Here is a 23,787-nt window from a genome sequence, read left to right on the forward strand (position 1 = left end):
GGCCCCGTCAGTTCCCGAAGCCGGCCTTTTTCAGCGCGTCCGCGAGTGACCCACCGGGGGCGGGCCTGCCGTTGGCATTGCTGCGGGTGCCGTCTCCCCCGCCGCGCCCCTTCCGGCCGCCACGGTTGCCACCACTTCGGTTGCCGCTACCCGCACCGCCACGCTGTGGTTTCGGGGCGGGTGCACCTGGTTCGTCGTCGAGCCGCAGGGAAAGCCCGATGCGTTTGCGGTCGACATCGACCTCCATGACCTTGACCTTGACGACCTGTCCGGAGCGGACGACGGTGTGCGGGTCCTCGACGAACTTTGTGGACATGGCGGAGACGTGGACGAGTCCATCCTGGTGGACGCCGACGTCGACGAATGCGCCGAAGGCCGCGACGTTGGTGACGGTGCCCTCGAGGATCATGCCCGGGGTCAGGTCGGAGATCTTCTCCACACCTTCCTTGAATGTCGCCGTGGTGAACTCGGGCCGGGGGTCGCGGCCCGGTTTGTCGAGTTCGGCGATGATGTCCGTGACGGTGGGCAGGCCGAACTTGTCGTCGGTGAAGTCTGCCGGGTCCAGGGACCCAAGGACCCGGGAGTTGCCGATGAGGTCAGCGACGCCGAGGCCGGTCGCTGTCGCGATGCGACGGACGACGGGGTAGGCCTCGGGGTGGACGGCGGAGGCGTCGAGGGGGTCTTCGCCGCCGGTGATACGGAGGAAGCCGGCGCACTGCTGGAAGGCCTTGGGGCCGAGCCTGGGCACGTCCTTGAGGGTGCGGCGGGAGGGGAAGCGGCCGTGCTCGTCGCGCCAGCCGACGATGTTGTCGGCGAGCGTGGAGCTGATTCCGGCGACGCGGGTGAGCAGCGGCGCGGAGGCGGTGTTGAGGTCCACGCCGACGGCGTTGACGGCGTCCTCGACGACTCCGTCGAGGGTGCGGGCGAGCTGCGTCTGGTTGACGTCGTGCTGGTACTGGCCGACACCGATGGATTTGGGGTCGATCTTGACGAGCTCGGCGAGCGGGTCCTGGAGCCTGCGGGCGATGGACACCGCGCCACGCAGGGAGACGTCCATGTCGGGGAACTCGGCGGCGGCGAGGCTGCTCGCGGAGTAGACGGAGGCGCCTGATTCGCTGACGACGACGGTGGTGGGTTTGCGCCCACCGGCTTTGGCCAGGAGGTCCGCGACCTGGTGGGAGAGTTTCTCGGTCTCCCGGCTGGCGGTGCCGTTGCCGACGGCGATGAGTTCGACGCCGTGGGTGGCGCACAGGTCGGCGAGTTCGCGCACGGCGCTGTCCCACCGGTTCTGCGGCTGGTGCGGGTGGATGATGGTGGTGGCCAGGACCTTTCCGGTGGGGTCCACGACGGCGGTCTTCACTCCGTTGCGGTAGCCGGGGTCGAGGCCGAGGGTGGCGCGTTGGCCGGCGGGCGCGGCGAGCAAGACGTCGCGGAGGTTGGTGGCGAAGACATCGAGGGCGCCGGCTTCGGCGTGCTCCTTGAGGCGCATGCGGACGTCGAGTCCGGAGGAGACGTAGAGCTTGGTGCGCCAGCCCCAGCGGACGGCGTCGGCGAGCCAGGTGGAGGCGGTGACGTCGAGGTCGAAGCGGTCGGCGATGAGTCCCTGGTAGAACTCGTCGTCGCCGGCGTCGAGGTCGAGGTGCAGCATGCCCTCCTTCTCCCCGCGCAGCAGGGCGAGGATCCGGTGGCTGGGCAGCCGGGTGAAGGGTTCGGAGAACTCGAAGTAGTCCTTGAACTTCGCTCCCTCCTGTTCCTTGCCCTCGATGACGGTGGCGGACATGCGTCCGCGGCGGTACATCTCCTCGCGGATCTCGCCGACGAGGTCGGCGTCGGTGGCGAACCTGTCGATGAGGATGGCGCGCGCCCCGTCGAGCACTTTCTTCGTGTCCTCGAAGCCCTCGCAGATGTAGCCGGCGGCGGCTGTCTCGGCGTCGGTGCCCTGTTCGGTGGTGAGCGTGTCGACGAGGGGTTCGAGGCCGGCTTCCCGCGCGGTGTCGGCCTTGGTCTTGCGGCGCTTCTTGAACGGCAGGTAGAGGTCCTCGAGGCGGGCCTTGGATTCGCAGGCGGTGATGAGCGCCCGGAGGTCGTCGGTGAGTTTCCCCTGCTCCTCGATGGCTGTGAGAATGGCGGCCTTGCGGTCCTCAAGCTCGCGCAGGTAGCCGAGCCGCTCCTCCAGTTGCCGGAGCTGGGTGTCGTCCAGGCCGCCGGTGGCCTCCTTCCGGTAGCGGGCGATGAAGGGGACGGTGTTGCCTTCATCGAGGAGGGCGACGGTGGCCCGGACGTGGGCCTCCGGGACTCCGAGTTCACGGGCGATGGTGGAGATGATCATTCGCCTCAGTCTAGTGGCCGGCGCCGGGGCCCTTGACACCCCTTCAGATAGTGCTAGTTTAATTAGCACTAGCAGTTCTTTACTTTTCGGGAGGTCTCCCGTGCTGATCACCCTCGACACCTCGTCACCGATGCCCGTCTACACCCAGCTCGTCGCGGCACTGACCCGGTCGATCACCGACGGGGAGACACCCGCGGGTGCAAGGCTGCCGTCGGCCGGGGAGCTCGCCGAGGCACTCGATCTCAACCGGAACACGGTGCTGCGCGCCTACCGTCAGCTCCGCGACCAGGGACTGGTGGAGCTGCGCCGGGGAAAGGGCGCCACGGTGCTCCGGCCACCCGAACGGATCACCGCCGTGGAGAACGCGCTGGACGCCCTCGCCCGCCTCGCCCGGGAATCGGGGATCTCCCTCGACCAGCTCGCCGCGTCCCTCGCCGCACGCGGCGTCACCGGATGACTCTGAAACGGAGCCCACCCATGAAGCCAACGACACGCTTCCGTACCCTGGCCCTCGGAATACCGCTGTTCATCGCCGTCGCCCTCACCGGGGTCGCCGCCGTCATGGTGCGGGGACACCGGGGCGAACTCGCTACGCACTTCGCCCTCGATGGAACCCCCGACGGCTTCGACTCCCCCACCGCGTTCCTCCTGGTCGTCGGCGGCATGGCCATCGGAACCACAGCGCTGATGGGCGCCCTGGCCGGAACCCGCCAGCGGTTCCTCGCGGGCTGCGCGGGCTTCGCCGCGACCTTCCTGGGCGCACTGGAGATCTGGACCGTCCACGTCAATCTCGTGGCCCCCTCACCTCAGGATGTCCGACTGCGCACGGTCTCGGTCCTGCTTTTCCTGGCGCTGTCTGTGGCGGTCGGGGCGCTGCTGGCCCGGGCGGCGACGCCCGTGCCGAAGGAATCCGACGGGGAGCTGGTTGCCGCGGTGGTGCCGGTCTCCGCGTCCCGGCGCGCCGTGTGGTTCGGGCACGCGACCGCCCGCCCGTGGCTGATCGCGGTGACGGTGGGCATCGGCGCCGTGTTCACCGCCATCGGACTGCTGTTCCCGGACGACACCGGTGGCGCGGACCGGGTGATGATCGGCTCAGGCCTCGTTCTCGCCGTCGTCGGACTGATGTTCACCCGGGTCCGGGTGCGCGTCGACCAGCGTGGCCTAACCTGGTCCCTGTGGCCGGGACTCATCCGTTCCACGATCCCCCACGAGAAGATCACCGGGGTCCGTGCGATCGACCTCGACCCTCGTGAATGGGGCGGCTGGGGCTGGCGTCTGAGCGGAAACGGTACCGCCCTCGTCCTGCGCGGCGGGCCGGCGATCGTGCTCTCCCGCCGGAACGCTACCGATTTCGCCGTCACCGTCGATGACGCCGACACCGGGGCGGGGCTCGTCCAGGGATATCTCGACGCTCTCCGGGATGGAGGGAAGAGCTAGGGCCTCCAGGCGCAGGCGGCACCCGAGCCGGGCTCGGTGTGTCCCTCCTTGGAAGTCCCATACCAGTAGGTGTCCTCCGGCAGTTGGGCGATGACGGCCTTCGTGACGGCCCGGAGATCGAGGGCCGAGACCCCGTTGACGATCACGCGGTGCAGCACCTCGGAGGTCGGTGCATGCCCCTCGGCCTGCATGAACTGGGCGACGAGCATGTTCTCCGGCTCGCAGGACAGCGAGATCTCCTCGGCGTGCACGGTGGCTTCCAGATACCCGGCGCGCTCCAGACCGCGGCCCAGCTTCCGCGAGATCTTCCGCCATTCACCGGGAGTGATCAGCAGGTTCAGGTCGGTGGACACGGCGCGTGGGGTGGGGTCCGCGAGGATCTTCTCGTCGTCGGTGCTCAAGGCGTTCTCCAATCGTAGTTTCTCGATGAGTTCGGGACGTCGCGCAGCGGTACAGAGCAGTGACTGTTCCCGCCGCCAGGCGTCGATGTGGGCGTGGTTGCCGCCGATCAACACCCCCGGGACCTCGAGGCCGCGCCACTCGCGGGGTTTCGTGTAGCTCGGGCCCTCGAGCAGCCCGTCGGAGAAGCTGTCGTCCACGTGGCTCGCGGCGTTGCCGAGGACCCCGGGGATCAGCCGGACGATGGCCTCCGCGATGACGAGGACCGCGACCTCACCGCCGATGAGCACGTAGTCACCGATGGAGACCTCGCGCACCCGGTAGCGGTGGGCGGCATCGTCGACCACGCGCTGGTCTATGCCCTCGTACCTGCCGCAGGCGAAGACGATGTGGTCCTCGTGGGACCAGGCGCGAGCCATCTCCTGGGTGAAGGGCGCACCGGCCGGGGTTGGGACGATGAGCAGCGGTGCGGTCCCGTCCTCCTCGGCGCGGACATCGCGCCGGGTGTCGTATCCGGTGAAGCCCGCACCCGCCAGATCGTCGTGCCGGGGGCGATCGACGTGGGGCTGTGCCGAGTCGAGTCTGTCGGCGACCGCGGCGGGGCCGGTTCCGGCCGAGATATCGTCGAGTGCCGGACCCCACACAGTGGGTTTCATCACCATTCCGGGGCCACCGCCGTAGGGCGGGCCGTCGACGGAGCGGTGCACGTCCGTGGCCCAGTCGCGCAGATCGTGGACACCGACGGAGAGGATCCCGCGCTCGATGGCCTTGCCCAGCAGGGCGTGCCGCAGGGGATCGAGATAGGCGGGAAAGATCGTCGCGACGTCGATGCGCAGCCCGCTCACAGGTCCAGCAGTCCTTCCGGCGGGGTGATCGTGGCGGTCCCCGCCCCGAGATCAACGTCGGGGACGATGGCGTGGACGAAGGGGATGAGCACGTCCTTCCCGGTGTCCAGGCGGACCTCGAGCGTCTCCCCAGCGGGGCCGTGCAGGACGCCGGTGACCTCGCCGATCTCCGCTCCGTCCTGCACGATGCGCAGTCCCTCGAGCTCGTGATCGTAGAAGCCCTCCTCACCCGGCTCCGATTCTCGAGGTTCCCCGAAGAACCGGGTACCGCGCAGGGAATCGGCGGCGTTCCGGTCGGCGATCTCCGCAAACTTGATCAGCAACCGGTTCTGGTGCCCGCGCACCGAGTCGATGGTGAGCTGGTGCTCGCGCCCACCCTGACGCCCGGTGAGCACCTCACCAACGACGAAGCGGGCCTCCGGTTCATCGGTGGTCACCTCCACCGAGACCTCACCCCTGATTCCGTGAGACTTCACCACACGCCCGACCAACAGCTCCACATGATCCATGGGCAGTGATCCTATCCGACCCGGTATCGACACCCGCACATTCGGGAAGACAAGAGAACTTTGATTAGGCTTGCTTGTGTACGATCTTTCCTTCATTGTCAGGAGAACACCATGCCCCAGAAGCCGTCCGAGAAGCCGCAGAACTCCTCTACCCCCCTTCCCGCGAGCGACCGGGAGGCCGGCAAAGCCCCCGGGCACTGGCTGCTCGCCAGGGTCGGGAAGAAGGTCCTGCGCCCGGGTGGACGGGAGACCACGGAGTGGGTGATCAACCACCTGCCCGTCGAAGACCACGCTGTCGTAGAGTTCGCCCCGGGACTCGGGGTGACGGCCGCGGAGCTACTCGCCCGGAAGCCGTCGAGTTATATCGGTGTCGACGCGGACGCGGATGCCTGCGCGATCACCGGCGCCAAGCTCCCGCAGAATAACCCCAACTTCCGGATGCAGCTCGGTTCCGCGAAGGAGACAAACCTCGACGACGAGTCGGCCGATGTCGTCATCGGCGAAGCGATGCTGACAATGCAGACCGACAAGCACAAGCTGGAGATCATGCGGGAGGCGCACCGCATCCTGCGGCCCGGTGGCCGGTACGGCATCCACGAGCTCGGGCTGCACCCGGACAACCTGGATCCGGTGATCAAGAACCGCATCCAGAAGGACCTCGCCCGCGCCATCAAGGTCAACGCCCGGCCCCTGACGACGGCGGAGTGGACCGAGCTGGCGGAGGAGGCCGGCTTCCGCGTCGTGGACGTCTACCACGCGCCGATGGCACTGCTCGAACCGAAGCGTATGGTCGCTGATGAGGGCCTGCCACGGACCCTGAAGATCATCTTCAACGTGCTCCGGCAGCCCGAGATCCGTAAGCGGGTGATGACGATGCGCCGCACGTTCACCACCTACGCCGACAACCTGAACGCCATCGGTATGGTGCTCGAGAGGAAGTGACAGGAACATGGAGATCCCGGTCAACCAGCCGGACACCTTCGGTAAGCCCGAGCGCGAGTCAACCGGAACGATGACCGTGCTGGACCTCATCGGGGAGGCCGCGGACGCCAATCCGGACCGCAGAGTCCCGGCCGTGAAGCGGATTCTCGAGGGCAACGGAGCGAACATCATCACCTTCAGCTTCGCCCCGGGTCAGCGACTCAACGACCATAAGGCCGCACATCCCATTACCGTGCAATGTCTCCGTGGAACCCTGGACTTCAGCTGCGAGGACACCACGGTCCGCATGACTCCGGGGACAGTCCTCCATCTTGACCCCTATGTGATGCACCGAGTGCAGTGTCCGGACGATACCGCGGAGGAACAGTCGATCCTTCTCCTTCACATGCTCACCGGAGAAACCCCCTAACCTAGCCATCCTCCGTAACCTGACCGGCGGCGACGGTGAGTACTCGCGTCGCCCGGAAACCATCGCGCATCCGTCGATCATGTGTCACCAGTAGCACAGTACCGCTGAACCGATCCGTGGCTTCCTCCAATTGTTCGATGGCAGGCAGATCCAAATGATTGGTGGGTTCGTCAAGAACCAATACATTTGTTCCTCGAACCTGCAAAAGCGCTAACGCGGCACGCGTGCGCTCCCCCGGCGACAGTGCGGCACATGGTCGGGTCACGTGATCGTCGCGGAGACCGAACTTCGCCACCACGGTACGCAACTCGGAGGGAGAAAGATCGGGCAGTTCGGAGCTGAGCGCGTCGAGAAGCGTCCGCTCCCCGCTCACCACCGCGCGTGCTTGATCGACTTCCCCCACACGCACGCCAGCCCCCAGATTGTCCGGGTCCAGCATGAGACGTAGCAGCATCGATTTTCCTGCACCATTTGCCCCGTTGATCAGCACCCGGTCCCCGTAGTTGATCTGTAGCGTCACCGGACCGAGCTGAAAGTCACCGGCACATACCACCGCGTCACGCACACTGGATACCACTGTGCCGGAACGGGGTGCCGCCGCAATATCCATCTGCAATATCCATTCCTTACGCGGCTCAGCCACCTCCTCCACGCGTTTCATAGCGCGCTGCGACTGCGCGATCTTTGCCGCTTGCTTTTCACTGCGTTGCCCCGCCCGGTGCCGAATGTGTTTGTCATTATCCGGGGCGCGTCGAATAGCGTTCTTTGTCCCCCGATCCAACCACGTCTTTTGGGTCTGCACGCGCTCCTTTAACCCGGCGATCTTCGCGGCGTATTCCTCATAGTCGGCTCGTGCCTGTGCCCGCGCACGAGCGCGCTCAACCAAATAAGATTCCCATCCGCCTTCATACACAGTGATCTGTTGCTGTGCAGAATCAAGTTCCACCACCCCGGTGACCGTGCACGCCAGAAACTCACGATCATGGCTCACGATCATCATGGGCCGATGATCGGACAGAACAAACGCTTCAAGGATCTCCAGTCCTTCAAGGTCAAGATCATTAGTTGGTTCATCCAAAAGCAATACGTCATGACTCGACAGCAAAATGACAGCAAGATTGACACGAGCGGCCTGTCCACCGGACAACGCACTCATCGGCAGTGCCTCATCCACCGTCAGCCCCAGTCGCGCGGCAACGTGAGCATAGCGCTCTTCAAAGTCCGCGCCGCCGAGCGCCAACCAGGTATTCAGCGCATCGCTATAAGCGTCATCCACGGTGTCGTCCCCCGCCGCCATCGCGGCCGCATACCGTTCCATATCGTGTTGTGCGGCGGCCACCCCAGTACGACGCGCGATGAACTCACTGACGCTTTCCACACGGCGTTGAATCTCCTGATGAAGGAAACCCACTGTCATATCGTGCGGTGAGCGCCGTATCGTACCGCGTATTTCCGCGGCACCGGGTGCCCCCGCTAACGCCGAAAGAACAGTGGATTTTCCCGCGCCATTCGGTCCAGTCAAACCCCAACGATGCCCCGAATCTATCACCAGATTAAGGCCATCAAATAAGGTGCGCGCCCCATAGTGGGCACTCAACGAGGTGACCGTGATCGTACTCATGCCGCGATAGTACCCGCGGTATTTTCAATGCCCAATAATGCAGAAATAGCACACCTGCTTTGTGGCTCCCGACACATTTCATAACTTTTTCGGAACAAAATCTTTCCCTCACCGGCCATGTGGCAATAGGATAGCCTCACCTTAACCATGTCGTGTATCTATGATTTCCTTACGCGCTCATGGTTCCCCATTCAATAAACACATATGGAGACTTCCATGGCTTTGCCTTCTCGTTCCACCCGCGCCGGTCGGCACGCTCTCGCAGCGCTTGCATCTACGGCCCTTATCTTCGCGATCGTCCCTGCGGTAGCACCCACCGCCTACGCCCAAACCACGCACAACGACGCAGCAAGCGACACCGCCACGGCACCGACCGCAGCGGTCACGAGTTCGTACACCTACGTGACGAGCTTCGGCCGCATTGATGCCGGTTACTTCGTCACGGTCACCGGACTTACCCCTGGAGTGCCCCTCACCGCAACCGTTGACGGCAAGCCCGTTAGTTTTTGGTTTGAAGGGGACGAACTGAAGCCGACCAGGACCATCGACTCCGCGGAGAGCGCTTCTGTGGAAATCACCGGCAAGGCCGGCGAGATCTTCGGTGGTATCGAGCACACCATCGCAATCACCGACGGCACGCACACGGCTACGACCACCGCAATGCTCGACCCGCTATTTAATCTGGGCAGCCCTGAGGCCCCTACCTTGGCAAACACCGCTATCGGCACCACGAACTTGCAAGTCAAGGTGCAGAACCTCGCCGCGGGCAGCAAGATCACCGCAGTCGGTGTCGATGGTGCCAACTGGCTTACCCCCAACGCCACGTACGTCACCGATTCGGCGGGCAATCTCACCATCCCCGACGTACACATCCCCAACGATCCATCGCTGATCAATAAGACCGTCAAGGTGTCTTATCTCGCCCCCGGCGAAACCACGCCCCGTGAGTACGACACCGACGAGGAGATCCAACCGCCGTCGCCGGTGCTCAACCCCGGCGCCAACGAGATCGTGTCCACCGTATTGGGTCGTGGTCTCTATCAGAGCGCCTACGCACCGACGATGAACAAGCTGTTTGTCACCCGCGCATCCCGCGATAGCGACAAGGCGGGCACCATCTACGTCATTAACCCCGACACGCTTGCGGTGGAAAAGAGCTTCGATACTATCGACCGCAACGGAAAGAAGAACACCACCGAATCGCAGCCGCACGGCATTGCTATCGATGAGGTGCACAACAATATCTGGGTGAGCAACAGCCACGGCGACTCCGTGAGTGTCTACGATGCCACCACGGGTGCACTCAAGCACATCAGCGCTCCAGGTGAGGTCAATCACCCGCGTAGCTTCGCCATCGACACCGCCGCCAACCGCGTGTACGTGTCCGAACCGCTCCAGCACGACCAGGAGAGCATCTCCGTTTTCGATGCAACGACCTTCGCCAAGCTCGATTCTCTGCCGACACCGGGTTACGCCGGCACGATGCAGTTCGTCTTGGATCCAGCGACGCATAGCCTCTACACCAACAACTGGAAGGGGACGAGCGCCGCACGGATCAACACGGAAACCGGAAAGATGGACCTCTTTACGCTGCCGGGTGATGGTGAATCACGACGCGGCTATTCAGCTCTTGACCTGAAGCGCAACCGTCTCTACGTTGCCAGCCAGTTCCCGTCCGCTGTGTACGCGATCGATCTGAACACCGGGGCCGTTGTCAATAGCGTCGAGGTCGGCGGGCAAACCCTTGGTGTCGCATATGACCCGTCTATCGACACGATCGGTGTGGTCAGCCGGACATCGGGTACATTCACCACCATCAACCCCGACACCTTCGCCATCGAATCCAACCAGGCCGTAGGCCCTTTGGCTAACGATGTCTCCACCGATGGTGCAGGGCACTTCTTTGTCACCACTGCCCCCAGCCGTGCCCAACTCCAGGGCGGCGACACGCTGCTGCGTATCAGCCCGAAGAAGACTCAGGATAACGGCAGCACCCCCGGCTCGACATCGAGCAGCGCCGGACTCCTTGGTGTCTTTGCCGCTATCGCAGCTCTCTTGGGCGGCCTAGCGTGGATCTTCCATTACCCCGCACAGCAGTTGCTGGGTGCTATCCACCTTCCGCAGCTCCCCCAGCTCCCCCGTTTCTAATCTCGGGTGAGTTATAGCAGCGCCACGCTGGGCCCCTGACGGGTCGTCCAACGCGGCGCTGCTTGAACCTTAAAGCAAAAGATGTAAGCAACAATAAACCCCAGGACGCTCATGCGTACCTGGGGTTTATTGTGTGCACCGGATAACCGGAATCACTGATACCGACTACTCAGCAGCGGCTTCCTCGAAAGCGGCAGCCTCTTCAGCAGCGTCCTCGGCCTTGACCTCGTCAGCGGCGGCCTTCTTGGCGGCCTCTTCCTTCTCGGCGCGGGACTTGCGCTTCTTCTCCGTGATGGCCTCGGCGGAAGGGCCCTCGTTGGCCTCGGCGAGCGCGGCATTGAACAGGTCCAACTTGCTGGGCTTCGGCTCAGCGACGCGCAGGATGCCCCTGGGCCCCTGCAGGCCCTTGAACTTCTGCCAGTCGCCGGTCACGTTGGTTCCGCGCACCTGCAGCAGTGCGCGAGGGCGGCGCGGGTCCGCTCCCCCGGTGAGAGGGAGTCGCAGACGCGGTGGACGTGGTCCCCGGTGAAACCGAACGTCGCGAGCAGGGTCCGTAGCTCCACGATGGCGAGATCGGGTTTCTCCGCACCGAACACGTCGACGAGCGGTTCGGAACCATGGAATACCTCGCGTGCCTGGTCGATGCGCCCGAGACGGACACCGGACCCCAGAACCGAAGGATCGGTCAGCATTCCGAGAAGCGTGGATTTACCCGAACCGTTGACACCGATGACCAAAATCCGGTCCCCGTAGTTGATCTGGAGATCGACGGGCCCGAGTCTGAAATCACCGAGATCCACCACGGCACCGTTCAGCGTCGCCACAACATACCCGGAGCGGGGCGCCGCCGCGATGTCCATCTGCGACACCCATTCCTTCCGCGGTTCCTCCACTTCCTCGAGCCGGTCGAGGGCACATTCGGACGGGCGATCGTCCCCGCCTGCTTCTCGCTACGCTGCCCGGCACGATGTCTGATGTGTTTGTCGTTGTCGGTGGATTTCCGGATCGCGTTCTTCGTCCCCTTGTCCAACCAGATCTTCTGGATCTGAACCCGGGTCTTCAGTGCCCCGACCTTGTCGGCGTATTCCTCGTATTCCTCCCGAGCCCGCTCCCGCTCGACGAGGAAGGACTCTCAACCGTCGTTGTAGACGGTGATCTGGCGCTGCGCCGAGTCAAGTTCCACGACACCGGTCACGGTGCGGGAGAGGAACTCGCGGTCGTGGCTGACGATCATCATGGGCCGGTGATCAGAGGCGACGAAGCCCTCCAGGATCTCCAGGCCCGCGAGATCGAGGTCATTGGTCGGCTCGTCAAGGACAAGGACGCCGTGCCCGGTGAGCAGAATCACCGCCAGGTCGCGCGCGCCGCCTAACGTCCGGAGAGCGCCGTCATGGGCAGATTGGAGGCGACGTCGAGCCCGAGGTGCACGGCGACGCGCTCGTAGCGTCCGTCGAAGTCGGCTCCCCGAGAGCGAGCCATTCCTGGAGCGCGGCACTGTAAGCGTCCCCGGTGGCCAACGCCTCGGCGAGGGCGTCCATCCGGTGCAGAGCAGGTTACACCGGTGCGCCGGGCGATGAAGGCACAGGTGCTCTCCTCCCCGCGCTCCACCTCCTGTTCGAGCAGACCGACGGTCGCGCCGGGCGGTGAGAGCAGGCGCTCGCCGGCGATCTCCGCTGCAATGTCCACACCGGCACAGACGGCGAGGAGCGTCGATTTCCCGGCGCCGTTCGGACCCGTCAGCCCCCACCGCTATCCGTCCGCGACCACCACGTCGAGATGCTCGAAGAGGGGACGCGCGCCGTGGGCCGCGCCGAGATCGCGGAGGGTGACGGTGGTCATGCAGCCAGGGTACAGCCGACCCCACCGGACGACGGAAAGCGACGGATGATTCTTCCGGCGGCGCCATCGGGGGAACACCCCGACCGCGGTGCAGGTGCTTCACCAGGCCATAGGGTGTCCTCGGGTCCACCGTGCGGTACCGCCGGGGTATTCGGATCCGGACGTCGATCTTCCCGAAAGCTGCACATGTCGGGAGAGTAAGCGGTGACACAGCGGGGGCACCTCATGAGGGAAACAACGTAAGGCACATAATGGGAACATGACTAGCTCACAGCAGGTCGGGGAACCGGCCAGAGAGAAGACCTTCTTCGGCCAGCCGTGGGGACTGGCCAACCTCTTCGGGGTGGAGATGTGGGAGCGATTCAGCTTCTACGGCATGCAGGCCATCCTCGTGTACTACATGTACTTCTCTGCGACCGACGGTGGCCTCGGTATGGACAAGGCGCAAGCCACGTCCATCATCGGCGCCTACGGTGGCCTGGTGTACATGGCCTCCCTCGTCGCAGCCCTGGTCGCCGACCGTTTCCTTGGCTCCGAACGCACGCTCTTCTGGTCTGCGGTGCTGGTCATGGTGGGTCACATCTCGCTCTCCGTACTCCCCGGTGTCGCCGGGCTCGCCATCGGCCTCATAGCCATCGCACTCGGATCCGGTGGCATCAAGACCAACGCGTCCGTGGTGCTCGGACAGCTCTACTCGCGTACCGACTCGCGGCGTGACGCCGGTTTCTCGATCTTCTACCTCGGCATCAATATCGGCGCTCTCGCCGGTCCGATCCTCACCGGCTGGCTGCGGGTATCCAACGGGTTCCACTGGGGCTTCGGCCTCGCCGCGGTGGGCATGTCCATCGGGCTCACCCAATACATCCTGATGCGGAAGACAACCATCGGCGCAGCCGGGCACGAGGTCCCGAACCCGCTGCCCAAACGCCAGTACCCGCTGTGGTTAGGCAGCGTCATCGCGATCGTCGTGGTCTGTGTACTGCTCATCGGCACCGGCACGGTCAAGGTCCAGTGGCTGTCCGACATCGTCACGGTCGTGGCGCTCATCTCGGCGGTCGTGCTCTGGTGCCAGATGTACTTCTCTCCGCTGACCACCGCCACCGAGAAGTCCCGCCTCATCGGTTTCATCCCGATCTTCATCTCAGGATCGCTGTTCTTCGGCGTCTTCCAGCAGCAGTTCACCGTCATCGCGATCTTCGCTGAGACCCGCCTCGACCGGAACGTCCTCGGTGTCGAACTCGCCCCCGAGTTCGTGCAGTCGATCAACCCGACCTTCATCATCCTGTTCTCCGTCGTCTTCGCCACACTGTGGACGAAGCTGGGTGACCGCCAGTGGTCGAGCCCCGTGAAGTTCGGCGTCGCGAACATCATCATCGGCGTCTCGCTGTTCTTCTTCCTGCCATTCGTCGGGGGTGAGGAGAACTCCACGCCGGTCTATGCCATCGTCTGGATCCTGTTCCTGTTCACCATGGCGGAGCTCCTCCTGTCGCCCATCGGCAACTCGCTCGCCACCAAGCTCGCGCCCGAGGCCTACCCGTCACGGATGTTCGCCGTCTGGATGATGGCCATCGCGACCGGTACCGCACTGGCGGGCAGCCTCGCCGGCCACTACCACCCGGAGGACCCCTCCTCCGAGCGCACCTTCTTCCTCGTCATCGGTGTCGGCTCGGTCATCCTCGGTGTCCTGCTGATCGCGGCGAAGAAGTGGATCATGGCGAAGTTCGTCGACGTCCGCTAGAGCCCACGCCGCTGCGGCGGTCCTGATGGACTGTGCCCCGGTACCTCGGTGAGAAGGTACCGGGGCACAATCATGCCGCCTGCTGCTTCCCCTGCGCTACGGGCACCGGACGGCCACCGAAGGAGTCGGGGCTGCGGCGTGCTCCGCGCGGATGTTCTCACGGGGCCGAGCAACAGTGTCCGGACTCTTCCGCAGTGGTTCTCGCGGTACCCGTCCACCGGCCCGATTCCGCGCACCGGTACCGGTTCATCCGGTCCGGTCCCCCGGGGTCGTGGTCGCTGCTCAGGATTCCCCGCGCTGGGTGTACGACCCCGGGCCGCGTATCTCCCCGGCGGGCATGCCCGGGACACGAAAAAGCGCGCCGCGACCGAAAATCGGTGGCGGCGGGCTTTCTCGGGATTCCACAGGAAAGGCGGAACAGAGAGCTGGGTCAGAAATTACTCCGCTGCCGCTTCCTCTGCCTTCTCCTCGGCCTCGTCCTCGGCCTTGACCTCGTCAGCGGCGGCCTTCTTGGCGGCCTCCTCCTTCTCGGCGCGGGACTTGCGCTTCTTCTCCGTGATGGCCTCGGCGGAGGGGCCCTCGTTGGCCTCGGCGAGCGCGGCGTTGAACAGGTCCAGCTTGCTGGGCTTCGGCTCGGCGACGCGCAGGGTGCCCTCGGCGCCCGGCAGGCCCTTGAACTTCTGCCAGTCGCCGGTCACCTTGAGCAGTGCGAGAACCGGCTCGGTCGGCTGAGCGCCGACGGAGAGCCAGTGCTGTGCCCGCTCGGAGTCGATCTTGATGACGGAGGGATCGGACTTCGGCTCGTAGATGCCGATGTTCTCGATGACCTTGCCGGAACGGCGGGTGCGGGCGTCGGCGACGACGATGCGGTAGTGCGGGGTACGGATCTTACCGAGACGCTGCAGCTTGATCTTGACAGCCATGTGAGGCTCCTTCTTGTTGTTCGGTCACCGGGCAGTACAGGCACCCGCCGGACCGGCGGGCCGGTTCAGCCCTTGGATTTAACCTGCGCGTGACCACCGTTCGACCGGGGTCGGGGACGGTGTTACGCAGGAAAGTCTCGTGCTCGTTGCCGTGGACGCCGGGTGAACTCCCAGGTTAACCGGAAAGTTCGCCGAGTCACCCCGGAGAAGATCCGGGCATCGGGTTACCGGCGGTTCAGCGACGGGATTCCACCGCTTCGACAACCTGCAAAATTGTACCAGCTGTCCGGGGAAGGATCCAACGATCCTGGCCCGAACCGAGCGCGTCTCCCCGGTGTCCAGCCGAATATCTGGCAGGGTTGGGTGGCATGAACACCAGTGAACGTACGGCCCGGGCACTCCTCAGGGTCCAGCGGGCGAGTATCGAGGAGGCCGAGGCCGTCGAGCGACTGCGGCAGTCCGTCACCCGTGCGGTGCGTTCCGGCGCGTCCTGGGCGCAGATCGCCACGCATCTCGGGGTGACCGAACGCGCGGCGAGACGCCGTTTCGGTTCTCCACCCGCACCGGAGGACCAGACCACCCTGTTCTGATTCCCGATGGGCCGGTGCGCTACTTCTTCCCGCCCTGCCCGAAGTCCAGGTTGTCGAGGTCGATGTTCTCCATCCCCTTGGGCATCTTCGGCATACCAGGGAGTTTACCCAGCCCGCCGAGCCCGGGTAGCTTCCCACCGCCGCCCATCTGCTCCTGGAGTGCCTGCAGCTCCTCCATACTCGGCATGCCTGCGCCACCCATCCCGGGCATTCCCGGCATGCCACCGGGCATACCGCCCGGCATCTGCGGCTGCGAGGGTCCCTTCTTCGGGGGCTTGCGCTTGCCGTTCTTCTTCCTGCGGCCCTTGGGCTTCTTCTTCGTCGCTTTCCGGCTCATGCCGGGCATACCGAACTGGCCGGCCATCTGCCCCATCATCTTCTTCGCTTCGAAAAAGCGCTCGACAAGCTGATTCACGTCGGACACGGTGACACCGGAGCCAGCGGCAATGCGCTTACGTCGGGAGGCGTTGAGGATCTTCGGGTTGGCCCGCTCCGCGGGCGTCATGCCCCGGATGATGGCCTGAATACGGTCGAGCTGCTTCTCGTCGACCATGTCGGCCATCTCGTTCATCTGCTTGCCGCCGGGCAGCATCTTCAGCAGGTTGCCGATGGGGCCCATCCGGCGGATCATCAGCATCTGGTCGAGGAAGTCCTCCAGGGTGAGTTCCCCGGAGCCAAGCTTCGCGGCCGTGGCCTCCGCCTTGGAGTGGTCGAGCATCGACTCGGCCTGCTCGATGAGGGTGAGCATGTCGCCCATACCGAGGATCCGGCTGGCCATGCGCTCGGGGTGGAAGACGTCGAAGTCCTCGAGCTTCTCGCCCGTGGAGGCGAACATGATGGGCTTGCCGGTGACCTCACGAATCGACAGTGCGGCACCACCGCGGGCGTCGCCGTCGAGCTTGGTGAGCACGACACCGGTGAAGTCGACACCATCGCGGAATGCTTCGGCGGTCTGAACGGCGTCCTGACCGATCATGGCGTCGATGACGAAGAGAACCTCGTCCGGATCGACGGCATCACGAATGTTGCGGGCCTGCGTCATCAGGGTCTCGTCGATGCCGAGGCGACCGGCGGTATCGACGATGACGACGTCGTGCTGCTTCGCGCGGGCTTCCTCGATACCGCGGCGGGCGACGTCAACGGGATCACCGTGGGAGGTGCCCATCTCGTGATCGGAGGAATCTACGGTGGTACCGGGGTCCGGGGCGAAACAGGGCACGCCGGCGCGCTTGGCGACGATCTGCAGCTGCTGGACGGCGCCCGGGCGCTGGAGGTCGCAGGCGACGAGCATCGGCGTGTGCCCCTGCTTGCCGAGATGATGCGCGAGCTTACCGGCGAGGGTGGTCTTACCGGCGCCCTGCAGACCGGCGAGCATGATCACGGTCGGCGGGGTCTTCGCCAGCTGGAGCCGACGGGTCTCCCCGCCGAGGATGCCGACGAGTTCCTCGTTGACGATCTTGATGACCTGCTGCGCCGGGTTGAGGGCCTCGGAGACCTCCGCACCGGCGGCGCGTTCCTTGATGCGCTTGACGAAGCCGCGGACGACGGGCAGGGAGACGTCGGCCTCGAGGAGGGCGAGCCGGATCTCGCGCGCGGTGGCGGCGATGTCGGCTTCACTCAGCTTGCCCTTGCCCCGTAGCCCCTTGAGGGCTCCGGTCAACCGGTCAGACAGAGACTCAAACACGTTCCACTCCCTTATTGGGCGGCTCGACAACACTGGTAGTTTCACCATGGTAGCCCACCGGACCACGGCACCCTACCTGCAGGTGACGGTCGCGCCGCGCCGGACTACGCCGCGTTGAGCACCCGATTGACGTCCCGTTCGATCTTGGCGCGGTCTGCGGTACCGCCGCGGAGTCGAAAGCGGGCGACCATCGTGGCCCCGGGTGTGGCGGCCTCCATCCAGTCGATCTCGGGCAGGACGCTCATCACCGCGCCGATCACCCCAGGGCGGTCGACGGTGCGGACCTCGAGGGTCCTACCGGTCCAGGCCGTCGCGGTGGCCGCCGGACGGACCTCCGGGAGCGTGGAGAACACACCTGACGCGTAGGCCTGGATGAAGGCGTGTTCGTCGACATCTCCGGGTCGTTTCGCCGCACGGGGCCGGACGTCGAACTCCGCCCGGCAGCTGCCGTCGGAGGCGTCGGTCACCATGCGCGAACCCTGGATATTCCAGCCCTTCGCCGCAATGAGGGCGAGTACCCGGACGATCTCCCGCTGATAGGCCCCACGCCAGTGCACCCGGAGCTCCCCATTGTCCCGTACCACCAGTCCGAGCGGCGTGGGTGCGGTGACGAAGGGGCGTGTCGCGACGACCGCTGTGAGTGCGCGGCGGGCACCGGCGGCGAGGCGGTTTACGGACTGCTCCGCGCGTGCGGTCCACACCCCGGGACCGGTCGACAGCGCATCGGCGCGGGTGAGCTGCTGCAGCAGATCGAGGGTCAGAAGGTCGTAACCGACGGCGTCGAGCAGCGCGCGGACTGTCTCCGGGTCGGTGGGGTCGTGGCGCAGCGCGAACTTCATCAGTGTGGTGTGTTGGGCGACGATGGTCTGGGCGCAGCAACGGTCCCGGAAGCCGAGGCCCATCCGCGCGGTCATCCGGGCGATGATCTCGGCGCCGACCTGGGAGTGGGGTCTGGAGGCGCCCTTGCCGATGTCGTGGATGAGGGCGGTGAGCAAAAGCAGATCCGGTCGCGGCACGTTGACGGTGGATTCGGCGCATCTGCGCACCGTGGCGATCAGGTGCCGGTCGATGGTGTGCACGTGGCTGCGTTCCCGGGGCATGAGCCCCCTGATCCGGGACCATTCAGGGACGAGCGGGGTCCACAGGCCGTGCCTGTCCATGCCATCGATGATGGTCTCGGTGTGCTCCGGGGATGCGAGCAGCGCCACGAAGTCGTCAGCGGCGTGGGCCGGCCACGGGTCCGGGAGCGCGGGAACCCGTTTCAGTCGTTCCCAGACCGCGTCGGGGACCGGCAGTCCCGTTCGGGCGGCGGCGGCCGCGACGCGCAGAACAAGGCAGGCATCCTCCATGTCCGGGTCCCGGGAGAGGGTGATGTATCCGCCCCCGTCGACGACGTCAACGTCGAGGGGACGCCGTGGGGTACGGCGTATGCCGCCGGGTGTCGGGAGGATCGAACGGGCGGTGGACAGGGCATCGGTCAGGGCATCATCGGTGGCGCGGGCCGCGCGGGCGATGGCGCGGGCGAGTTCATAGCGGTCGGGGTAGCCGAGTCGGAGGGCGATGTCGTGGGCGAACTCGGGATCGAGGACGTCCCGCGGGCGGCGGGCTTCATCGTGGAGCAGGGTGCGGATGTCGAGCAGCAGGCCACGCTGTTTAGCCAACGGCGGGGCGTCGCACAGGTTGCCGAGGGCGAGGGCCGCGATGAGTTCCCCGTCCCGCAGCCCACCGCGTCCGTGCTTGAGATCCGGATGGGTCATCGCCACGACGGATCCCGACCGGCGCCACCTGTCGATGGCGGTGTCGGTGATGTGGTTGAAGCGTTTCGGCAGGGTCCGGCGCCACTGTTGCAGGACCCGGCGGCGGGCGTCGGCAACGAGGTCCTCGTCGCCGGTGAGGTGGCACAGGTCCAGCAGCCCGAGAGCCGCGGTGGTGTCCTCCGCAACAATGTTCACACAGTCGTCCGGGGTACGGACGGAGTGGTCGAGGCGAATGTGGGCGTCCCAGACGGGATACCAGATGTCGGCGGCTTCGGCCGGTGGAGATCCGGTGTGCAGGAGCATCAGGTCGATGTCCGACTGCGGGGTAAGTTCGCCGCGGGCCAACGACCCCGTGGCGGCGAGGGCACAACCCGCCGGAATATCGATGTCCGCGATGATACCCAGCGCCCGCGTGAACGCGGTCTCCCGGAGTTCGGGGGCGCTGGGCTGGGCGGAGGTGTCCGCGGGATTGCCTGGCATCGTGCGCTAGACCGCGTCGGTGCCGCGTTCGCCGGTCCGAACACGGATGATCTCGTCGACGGTGGTGACCCAGACCTTCCCGTCTCCGATCTTTCCGGTGCGCGCGGCGTCGACGATCGCCGTGACGGCTTCCTCGGCGCGGTCTTCAGTGGTGACGATCTCGATGCGGATCTTCGGGACGAAGTCGACCGCGTATTCGGCCCCGCGGTACACCTCGGTATGCCCCTTCTGCTGGCCGAAGCCCTGCGTCTCGGTGACGGTCATTCCGTGGACGCCGATCTGCTCGAGGGCATTCTTAATGTCGTTGAGTGTGAAGGGCTTGACGATGGCGGTGACGAGTTTCATCTGTTTCTCCTGGGGAAATCGCTGTGGGAAGCGTTGATGGAGGTCCGGGCGCTGGTTCTCCCGGACACTCTACCGCCCGGGGCAGGCGGGGCCGGTGGATCAGCGGATCGCGCCACCGGCTTGCTCGTAGGCCGACTCTCCGTGCAGTGCGAAGTCGATGCCGTTGTGCTCTGCCTCCGGGTCGATGCGCCAACCAATGGTGGCCTTGATCGCAAGGGCGATCACCACGGTCACCAGCCCGGAGAGCACCATCGCCACGAGGGCGACGAGGATCTGGATGATGAAGAGCTGGAACCCCGCCCAGCCGCCGCCAGTGAACCACCCGGTATCTGTGGCGAACAGCCCGACACCCACGGTGCCCCAGAGTCCGGCGACGAGGTGGACGCCGACGACGTCGAGTGAGTCGTCGAACTTGAAGCGGTACTTGAGCCCGACACCCAGGGCGGCGAGTCCACCGCCGATCGCCCCCAGGATCAGGGAGGTCACCGGGGTCAGGGCCCCGGCGGCCGGCGTGATGGCGACCAGACCCGCGACGACACCGGAGGCGGCGCCGAGGGAGGTGGCGCGACCGTCCCGGATGCGCTCGACGATGAGCCAGCCGCCGATGCCGGCTGCCGCGGCGGCCGTCGTGTTAAGCCAGGCCAAACCGGCGATTCCGTTGGCGGCGAACGCGGAGCCGCCATTAAATCCGCACCAGCCGAACCAGAGGAGGCCTGCGCCGAGCATGACCATCGGCAGGTTATGCGGACGCTGGACGCTCTTCAGGAAGGTGCGACGGTGTCCGACGATGACGGCGAGGACCAGGGCCGCGGTGCCCGCCGAGATGTGGACGACGGTGCCGCCGGCAAAGTCGATCGGTGCGATCCGGGCGATCTTCTCGCCCTCTTCGAGAACGGTTCCAAAAATTCGGGCGGAGATGCTGCCGTCATGGTGACTGAGCAGTCCCCCACCCCACACCATATGCGCGAGCGGGAAGTAGGCGAGGGTGACCCAGATCCCGATGAAGATTAGCCAGGAGTTGAACTTGACCCGGTCCGCGAGGGCGCCAGAGATCAGGGCACAGGAGATGACCGCGAAGGTGAGCTGGAACCCGATGTCGATGACGTTGGCGTAGCCGGCCGCGCCCGCAACATAGGTTCCGTCCGGGTTCACGATCGAGTCCCGTAGTCCGAAGAACTCGAACGGATCAGCCACGAACCCCCCGAAGGAGTGGGTGCCATAGGACATCGACCAGCCGACGAGGATGTAGATGACGGTGACCACAGCGAGCGCGCCGAAGGACATCATCATCATGTTGAGCACGGATTTCTGACTCGACATACCACCGTAGAACAGTGACAGAGCCGGTGTCATGAGCAGGACGAGGGATGCGGAAATGAGGATCCACGAGGCATTTCCTGATGCTGCCATTGTCATGTCTGGGGTCACGGGGGCCTCCTGGTCGAACGCGGGCCCCATCGGTTTCGGGACCCTCTGCGTGTGGCCGGAGAAGCGATCGCCTCCTGCTCCACGCCTCTAACTATAGTCCGACAGGTTTAGTTTTCTATAACTGGACAGTTTTTACACTCAACCCCTCCGACCCTCCAGGCAAACACCCATCGCAGGAGCGGAACCCGACACATCCACCATGGGGAGTGTCCGCACACTTGCGACCGGGCGACAATAGGGATACCTTGACCACTACTTAGGGAAGGCGTCCCTTGTTAGGAAGGTCTCCCTTATTCGACCCTTCGACCACTGGAGTTTCTTTGCCCTATACACGCAGCCATCAACTCGGACGCCGTGCCATCGCAGCAGTCGCGAGCGCCGCGCTCCTCTCCACCGGGATCACCGCAGTCACCGCACCGCAGGCTTTCGCCGTCGAAGCCGAGGCATCCACGGCTGCGGTGGCAATCAGGTACGCCTACACCTACCCAGCAGGAGACATCACCGCCGCCGTCTTCGAGGTCACCGCGACGAACCTCGCACCCGGCGCCACGCTGACAGCGCTGATCGACGGTGAACCCGTCGGGTTCCACGCGGGTGGCCTGAATATCGCACCCACCGCAACAGTCAACGAGGACGGTACCTACACCGGCCGCGTCGTCGGAATGGCGCCCGCTGTCGCAGGTGGCGTCCAGCACACGGTCACTCTCTCTGACGGCACGAACACGGTCAGCGCGGATGAACAGCTCGACCCACAGATCACCTTCGGTAGCACAGAAGCCCCCGAAGTGGAGAACACCGCCATCGGTACCACGGATCTCGCCATCCACATTCTCAACCTCAAGCCCGGTTCCGTCATCACCCGCGTCAGCGCCGGCGATCTCAACCTGCTCTCCGACGGTGTCACACACACCGTCGATGACAGCGGCAACCTCACGATCCCCGGGCTCTCCATCCCGAATGACCCCGCGCTGATCGGGCAGGAATTGTCCGTCACCGCCAAGGTCTCCGGATCCGAGACGGAGACCACCTTCGATGACACCGCGACGATCTCCCCCGCTTCCCCACTGAAAAACACCGACGGATTCGCCGTCACCTCAAAGGAACTGGGCCCCGGCCTCTATCAGGTCGCCTACTCCGCCAAACAGAACGCACTGTTCGTCACCCGCTCCCAGTTCTTCGGATCAGAGAATCCCACCTCGATCTACAAGGTCAACGCCGACACCCTCGACATCGAGGCCACCTACACCCCCGTCACCGCCGACGGCACGACGGGAACGGACGCCACCAAGGTCTTCGGACTCGCCATCGATGACTCCCGCGACATCCTCTGGGTGACCAACACCCTCAACAACTCCGTCAGCGCATACTCCGCCGTCTCCGGTGAACTACTCAAGGCGTTCCCCGAGGGATCGGTCACCCACCCGCGCGCCGTAGCCGTCGACGAAGCCACCGGTCGTGCCTACGTCTCCACCCCGACCTCCCCCGAGGAATCCATCGCGGTGTTCGACGGAACGACCCTCACCCAGATAAATTCTCTCGCAACACCCGGATTCTCCGGCGCGATGGAACTGCGTTTCGACTCCGAGGCGCAGGTCCTCTACACCGTCGGATTCAAGAACGGCAAGGCCGCCCGTATCTCCCTCTCTGACGGCGCCACCACCGTCTATGATCTCCCCGGCGATGACACCCCCAGAGGCGGCGGAGTCGCCTTGGACACCAAACGCAACCACCTGTACGTCGCCAACCAGAACCCCTCCACGGTCAACGTCATCGACCTCGCCGACGGTTCCGTCATCTCCACCATCGTCACCGGTGCAACTCCCCTCGACGCCATCTACGATGCCGTCAGCGACCGCGTCTTCGTGGTCAACCGCGGCAGCGGCACCGCCACCGTCATCAACCCAGAAACCCTGGAGATCACGGGCAACCTCGACGTCGGCTTCTACCCGAACGATCTCGCGACCGACGGTAAGGGCGCCATCTACGGGGTGAACAAGCCGACCAGCGGCAACTACGGCACCGCCGACTCCATTTTCAAGATCGAACCGATCACCGAGACCCCGGCCCCCGGCAGCTCCACGCCGGCGGGCTCCGTGGCCGGGTCCGCCGCAGGATCCGCAGTGGGCGTCATCGCGATCCTGGGAGCACTTGCCGCAGTTCTCGGCAGCTTGTTCCATCTCATCACCTCAGCCACCCTCCCCACCGAGATCACCAACCTCATTCCCTGGCTGAAGAAGTAATCGCCACGCCCGACCGCTAGCACGAACCAGCACCGACGGGCGGGTGTACACATCCCATCACCTCCCTCCTCCAGCACCACCGGAGGAGGGAGGTTTCACCATGTCAGAAACACCCAGACCGAAC

Annotated in this window: 20 protein-coding genes and 1 pseudogene; 8 read left to right on the forward strand and 13 right to left on the reverse strand. The window is 65.1% G+C overall.

The genetic code is table 11. The features are described 5' to 3' along the window. Positions 1 to 7 precede the first annotated feature (7 nt). The gene (locus JDV76_RS07260) at positions 8 to 2,329 is read right to left on the reverse strand and encodes a Tex family protein (protein ID WP_198736183.1); all 2,322 of its coding nucleotides are present in this window, start codon (positions 2,327 to 2,329) and stop codon (positions 8 to 10) included. A 100-nt stretch (positions 2,330 to 2,429) separates the two neighbouring features. Between JDV76_RS07260 and JDV76_RS07265 the strand changes: the two genes are divergently transcribed. Together JDV76_RS07265 and JDV76_RS07270 are read left to right on the forward strand one after the other, a co-directional pair. After that, a complete protein-coding gene (locus JDV76_RS07265; RefSeq protein ID WP_198736184.1) occupies positions 2,430 to 2,786 on the forward strand; it encodes a GntR family transcriptional regulator in 357 nt (118 codons plus the stop codon). Positions 2,787 to 2,806: 20 nt separating this feature from the next. Continuing rightward, complete coding sequence (locus JDV76_RS07270; protein WP_198736185.1) at positions 2,807 to 3,766, forward strand: hypothetical protein; 960 nt, start codon at positions 2,807 to 2,809, stop codon at positions 3,764 to 3,766. Here JDV76_RS07270 and trmD read toward each other — a convergent pair. Further along, entirely contained in the window at positions 3,763 to 5,001 is a 1,239-nt protein-coding gene (gene trmD, locus JDV76_RS07275; RefSeq protein ID WP_198736454.1) for a tRNA (guanosine(37)-N1)-methyltransferase TrmD, read from the reverse strand. The genes JDV76_RS07270 and trmD overlap by 4 nt on opposite strands. Positions 5,002 to 5,006: 5 nt before the next feature. Continuing rightward, a complete protein-coding gene (rimM, locus tag JDV76_RS07280) occupies positions 5,007 to 5,519 on the reverse strand; it encodes a ribosome maturation factor RimM (RefSeq protein ID WP_198736186.1) in 513 nt (170 codons plus the stop codon). 111 nt (positions 5,520 to 5,630) lie between these two features. Here rimM and JDV76_RS07285 point away from each other — a divergent pair, with 111 nt between their 5' ends. After that, complete coding sequence (locus JDV76_RS07285) at positions 5,631 to 6,461, forward strand: class I SAM-dependent methyltransferase (RefSeq protein WP_198736187.1); 831 nt, start codon at positions 5,631 to 5,633, stop codon at positions 6,459 to 6,461. 7 nt (positions 6,462 to 6,468) lie between these two features. Then, the gene (locus tag JDV76_RS07290) at positions 6,469 to 6,870 is read left to right on the forward strand and encodes a cupin domain-containing protein (protein ID WP_198736188.1); all 402 of its coding nucleotides are present in this window, start codon (positions 6,469 to 6,471) and stop codon (positions 6,868 to 6,870) included. A 1-nt stretch (position 6,871) separates the two neighbouring features. On the opposite strand, the gene JDV76_RS07295 is transcribed toward JDV76_RS07290, so the two are convergent. Next, complete coding sequence (locus tag JDV76_RS07295; protein ID WP_198736189.1) at positions 6,872 to 8,491, reverse strand: ABC-F family ATP-binding cassette domain-containing protein; 1,620 nt, start codon at positions 8,489 to 8,491, stop codon at positions 6,872 to 6,874. Between the two features lie 216 nt (positions 8,492 to 8,707). Between JDV76_RS07295 and JDV76_RS07300 the strand changes: the two genes are divergently transcribed. Then, a complete protein-coding gene (locus JDV76_RS07300) occupies positions 8,708 to 10,639 on the forward strand; it encodes an NHL repeat-containing protein (RefSeq protein ID WP_198736190.1) in 1,932 nt (643 codons plus the stop codon). A 165-nt stretch (positions 10,640 to 10,804) separates the two neighbouring features. On the opposite strand, the pseudogene JDV76_RS12565 reads toward JDV76_RS07300, so the two are convergent. The 4 genes and pseudogenes from JDV76_RS12565 to JDV76_RS12580 form a co-directional block, all read right to left on the reverse strand. Further along, positions 10,805 to 11,131, reverse strand: a pseudogene (locus JDV76_RS12565) (30S ribosomal protein S16); the annotation flags it as partial. Next, a complete protein-coding gene (locus tag JDV76_RS12570; RefSeq protein ID WP_232959107.1) occupies positions 11,068 to 11,499 on the reverse strand; it encodes an ATP-binding cassette domain-containing protein in 432 nt (143 codons plus the stop codon). The gene JDV76_RS12570 and the pseudogene JDV76_RS12565, both read right to left, overlap by 64 nt. 272 nt (positions 11,500 to 11,771) lie before the next feature. Continuing rightward, complete coding sequence (locus tag JDV76_RS12575) at positions 11,772 to 11,987, reverse strand: hypothetical protein (protein WP_232958953.1); 216 nt, start codon at positions 11,985 to 11,987, stop codon at positions 11,772 to 11,774. A 20-nt stretch (positions 11,988 to 12,007) separates the two neighbouring features. Further along, positions 12,008 to 12,325, reverse strand: coding sequence for a hypothetical protein (locus tag JDV76_RS12580; RefSeq protein WP_232958954.1), 318 nt, complete (start codon positions 12,323 to 12,325; stop codon positions 12,008 to 12,010). 412 nt (positions 12,326 to 12,737) lie between these two features. On the opposite strand from JDV76_RS12580, the gene JDV76_RS07310 reads away from it, so the two are divergent. Further along, entirely contained in the window at positions 12,738 to 14,216 is a 1,479-nt protein-coding gene (locus JDV76_RS07310) for a peptide MFS transporter (protein WP_198736191.1), read from the forward strand. Between the two features lie 437 nt (positions 14,217 to 14,653). On the opposite strand, the gene rpsP is transcribed toward JDV76_RS07310, so the two are convergent. Further along, complete coding sequence (rpsP, locus tag JDV76_RS07315; RefSeq protein ID WP_198736192.1) at positions 14,654 to 15,139, reverse strand: 30S ribosomal protein S16; 486 nt, start codon at positions 15,137 to 15,139, stop codon at positions 14,654 to 14,656. Between the two features lie 368 nt (positions 15,140 to 15,507). Between rpsP and JDV76_RS07320 the strand changes: the two genes are divergently transcribed. Further along, positions 15,508 to 15,729, forward strand: coding sequence for a helix-turn-helix domain-containing protein (locus JDV76_RS07320; protein WP_198736193.1), 222 nt, complete (start codon positions 15,508 to 15,510; stop codon positions 15,727 to 15,729). Positions 15,730 to 15,748: 19 nt separating this feature from the next. Here the strand turns inward: JDV76_RS07320 and ffh are convergent, their stop codons facing one another. From ffh to JDV76_RS07340, 4 genes are all read right to left on the reverse strand, one after another. After that, on the reverse strand, positions 15,749 to 17,413 hold the full coding sequence (gene ffh, locus JDV76_RS07325; RefSeq protein ID WP_198736194.1) for a signal recognition particle protein: 1,665 nt from the start codon (positions 17,411 to 17,413) through the stop codon (positions 15,749 to 15,751). Between the two features lie 104 nt (positions 17,414 to 17,517). Next, entirely contained in the window at positions 17,518 to 19,650 is a 2,133-nt protein-coding gene (locus tag JDV76_RS07330; RefSeq protein ID WP_198736195.1) for a [protein-PII] uridylyltransferase, read from the reverse strand. Positions 19,651 to 19,656: 6 nt separating this feature from the next. Then, positions 19,657 to 19,995, reverse strand: coding sequence for a P-II family nitrogen regulator (locus JDV76_RS07335; RefSeq protein ID WP_198736196.1), 339 nt, complete (start codon positions 19,993 to 19,995; stop codon positions 19,657 to 19,659). Positions 19,996 to 20,094: 99 nt separating this feature from the next. Further along, positions 20,095 to 21,423, reverse strand: coding sequence for an ammonium transporter (locus JDV76_RS07340; protein WP_376992934.1), 1,329 nt, complete (start codon positions 21,421 to 21,423; stop codon positions 20,095 to 20,097). Between the two features lie 320 nt (positions 21,424 to 21,743). On the opposite strand from JDV76_RS07340, the gene JDV76_RS07345 reads away from it, so the two are divergent. Then, on the forward strand, positions 21,744 to 23,663 hold the full coding sequence (locus JDV76_RS07345) for a YncE family protein (protein ID WP_198736197.1): 1,920 nt from the start codon (positions 21,744 to 21,746) through the stop codon (positions 23,661 to 23,663). The last annotated feature ends 124 nt before the right edge of the window (positions 23,664 to 23,787 follow it).

The organism is Corynebacterium marambiense (assembly GCF_016342275.1).
Classification (GTDB): Bacteria; Actinomycetota; Actinomycetes; order Mycobacteriales; family Mycobacteriaceae; genus Corynebacterium; species Corynebacterium marambiense.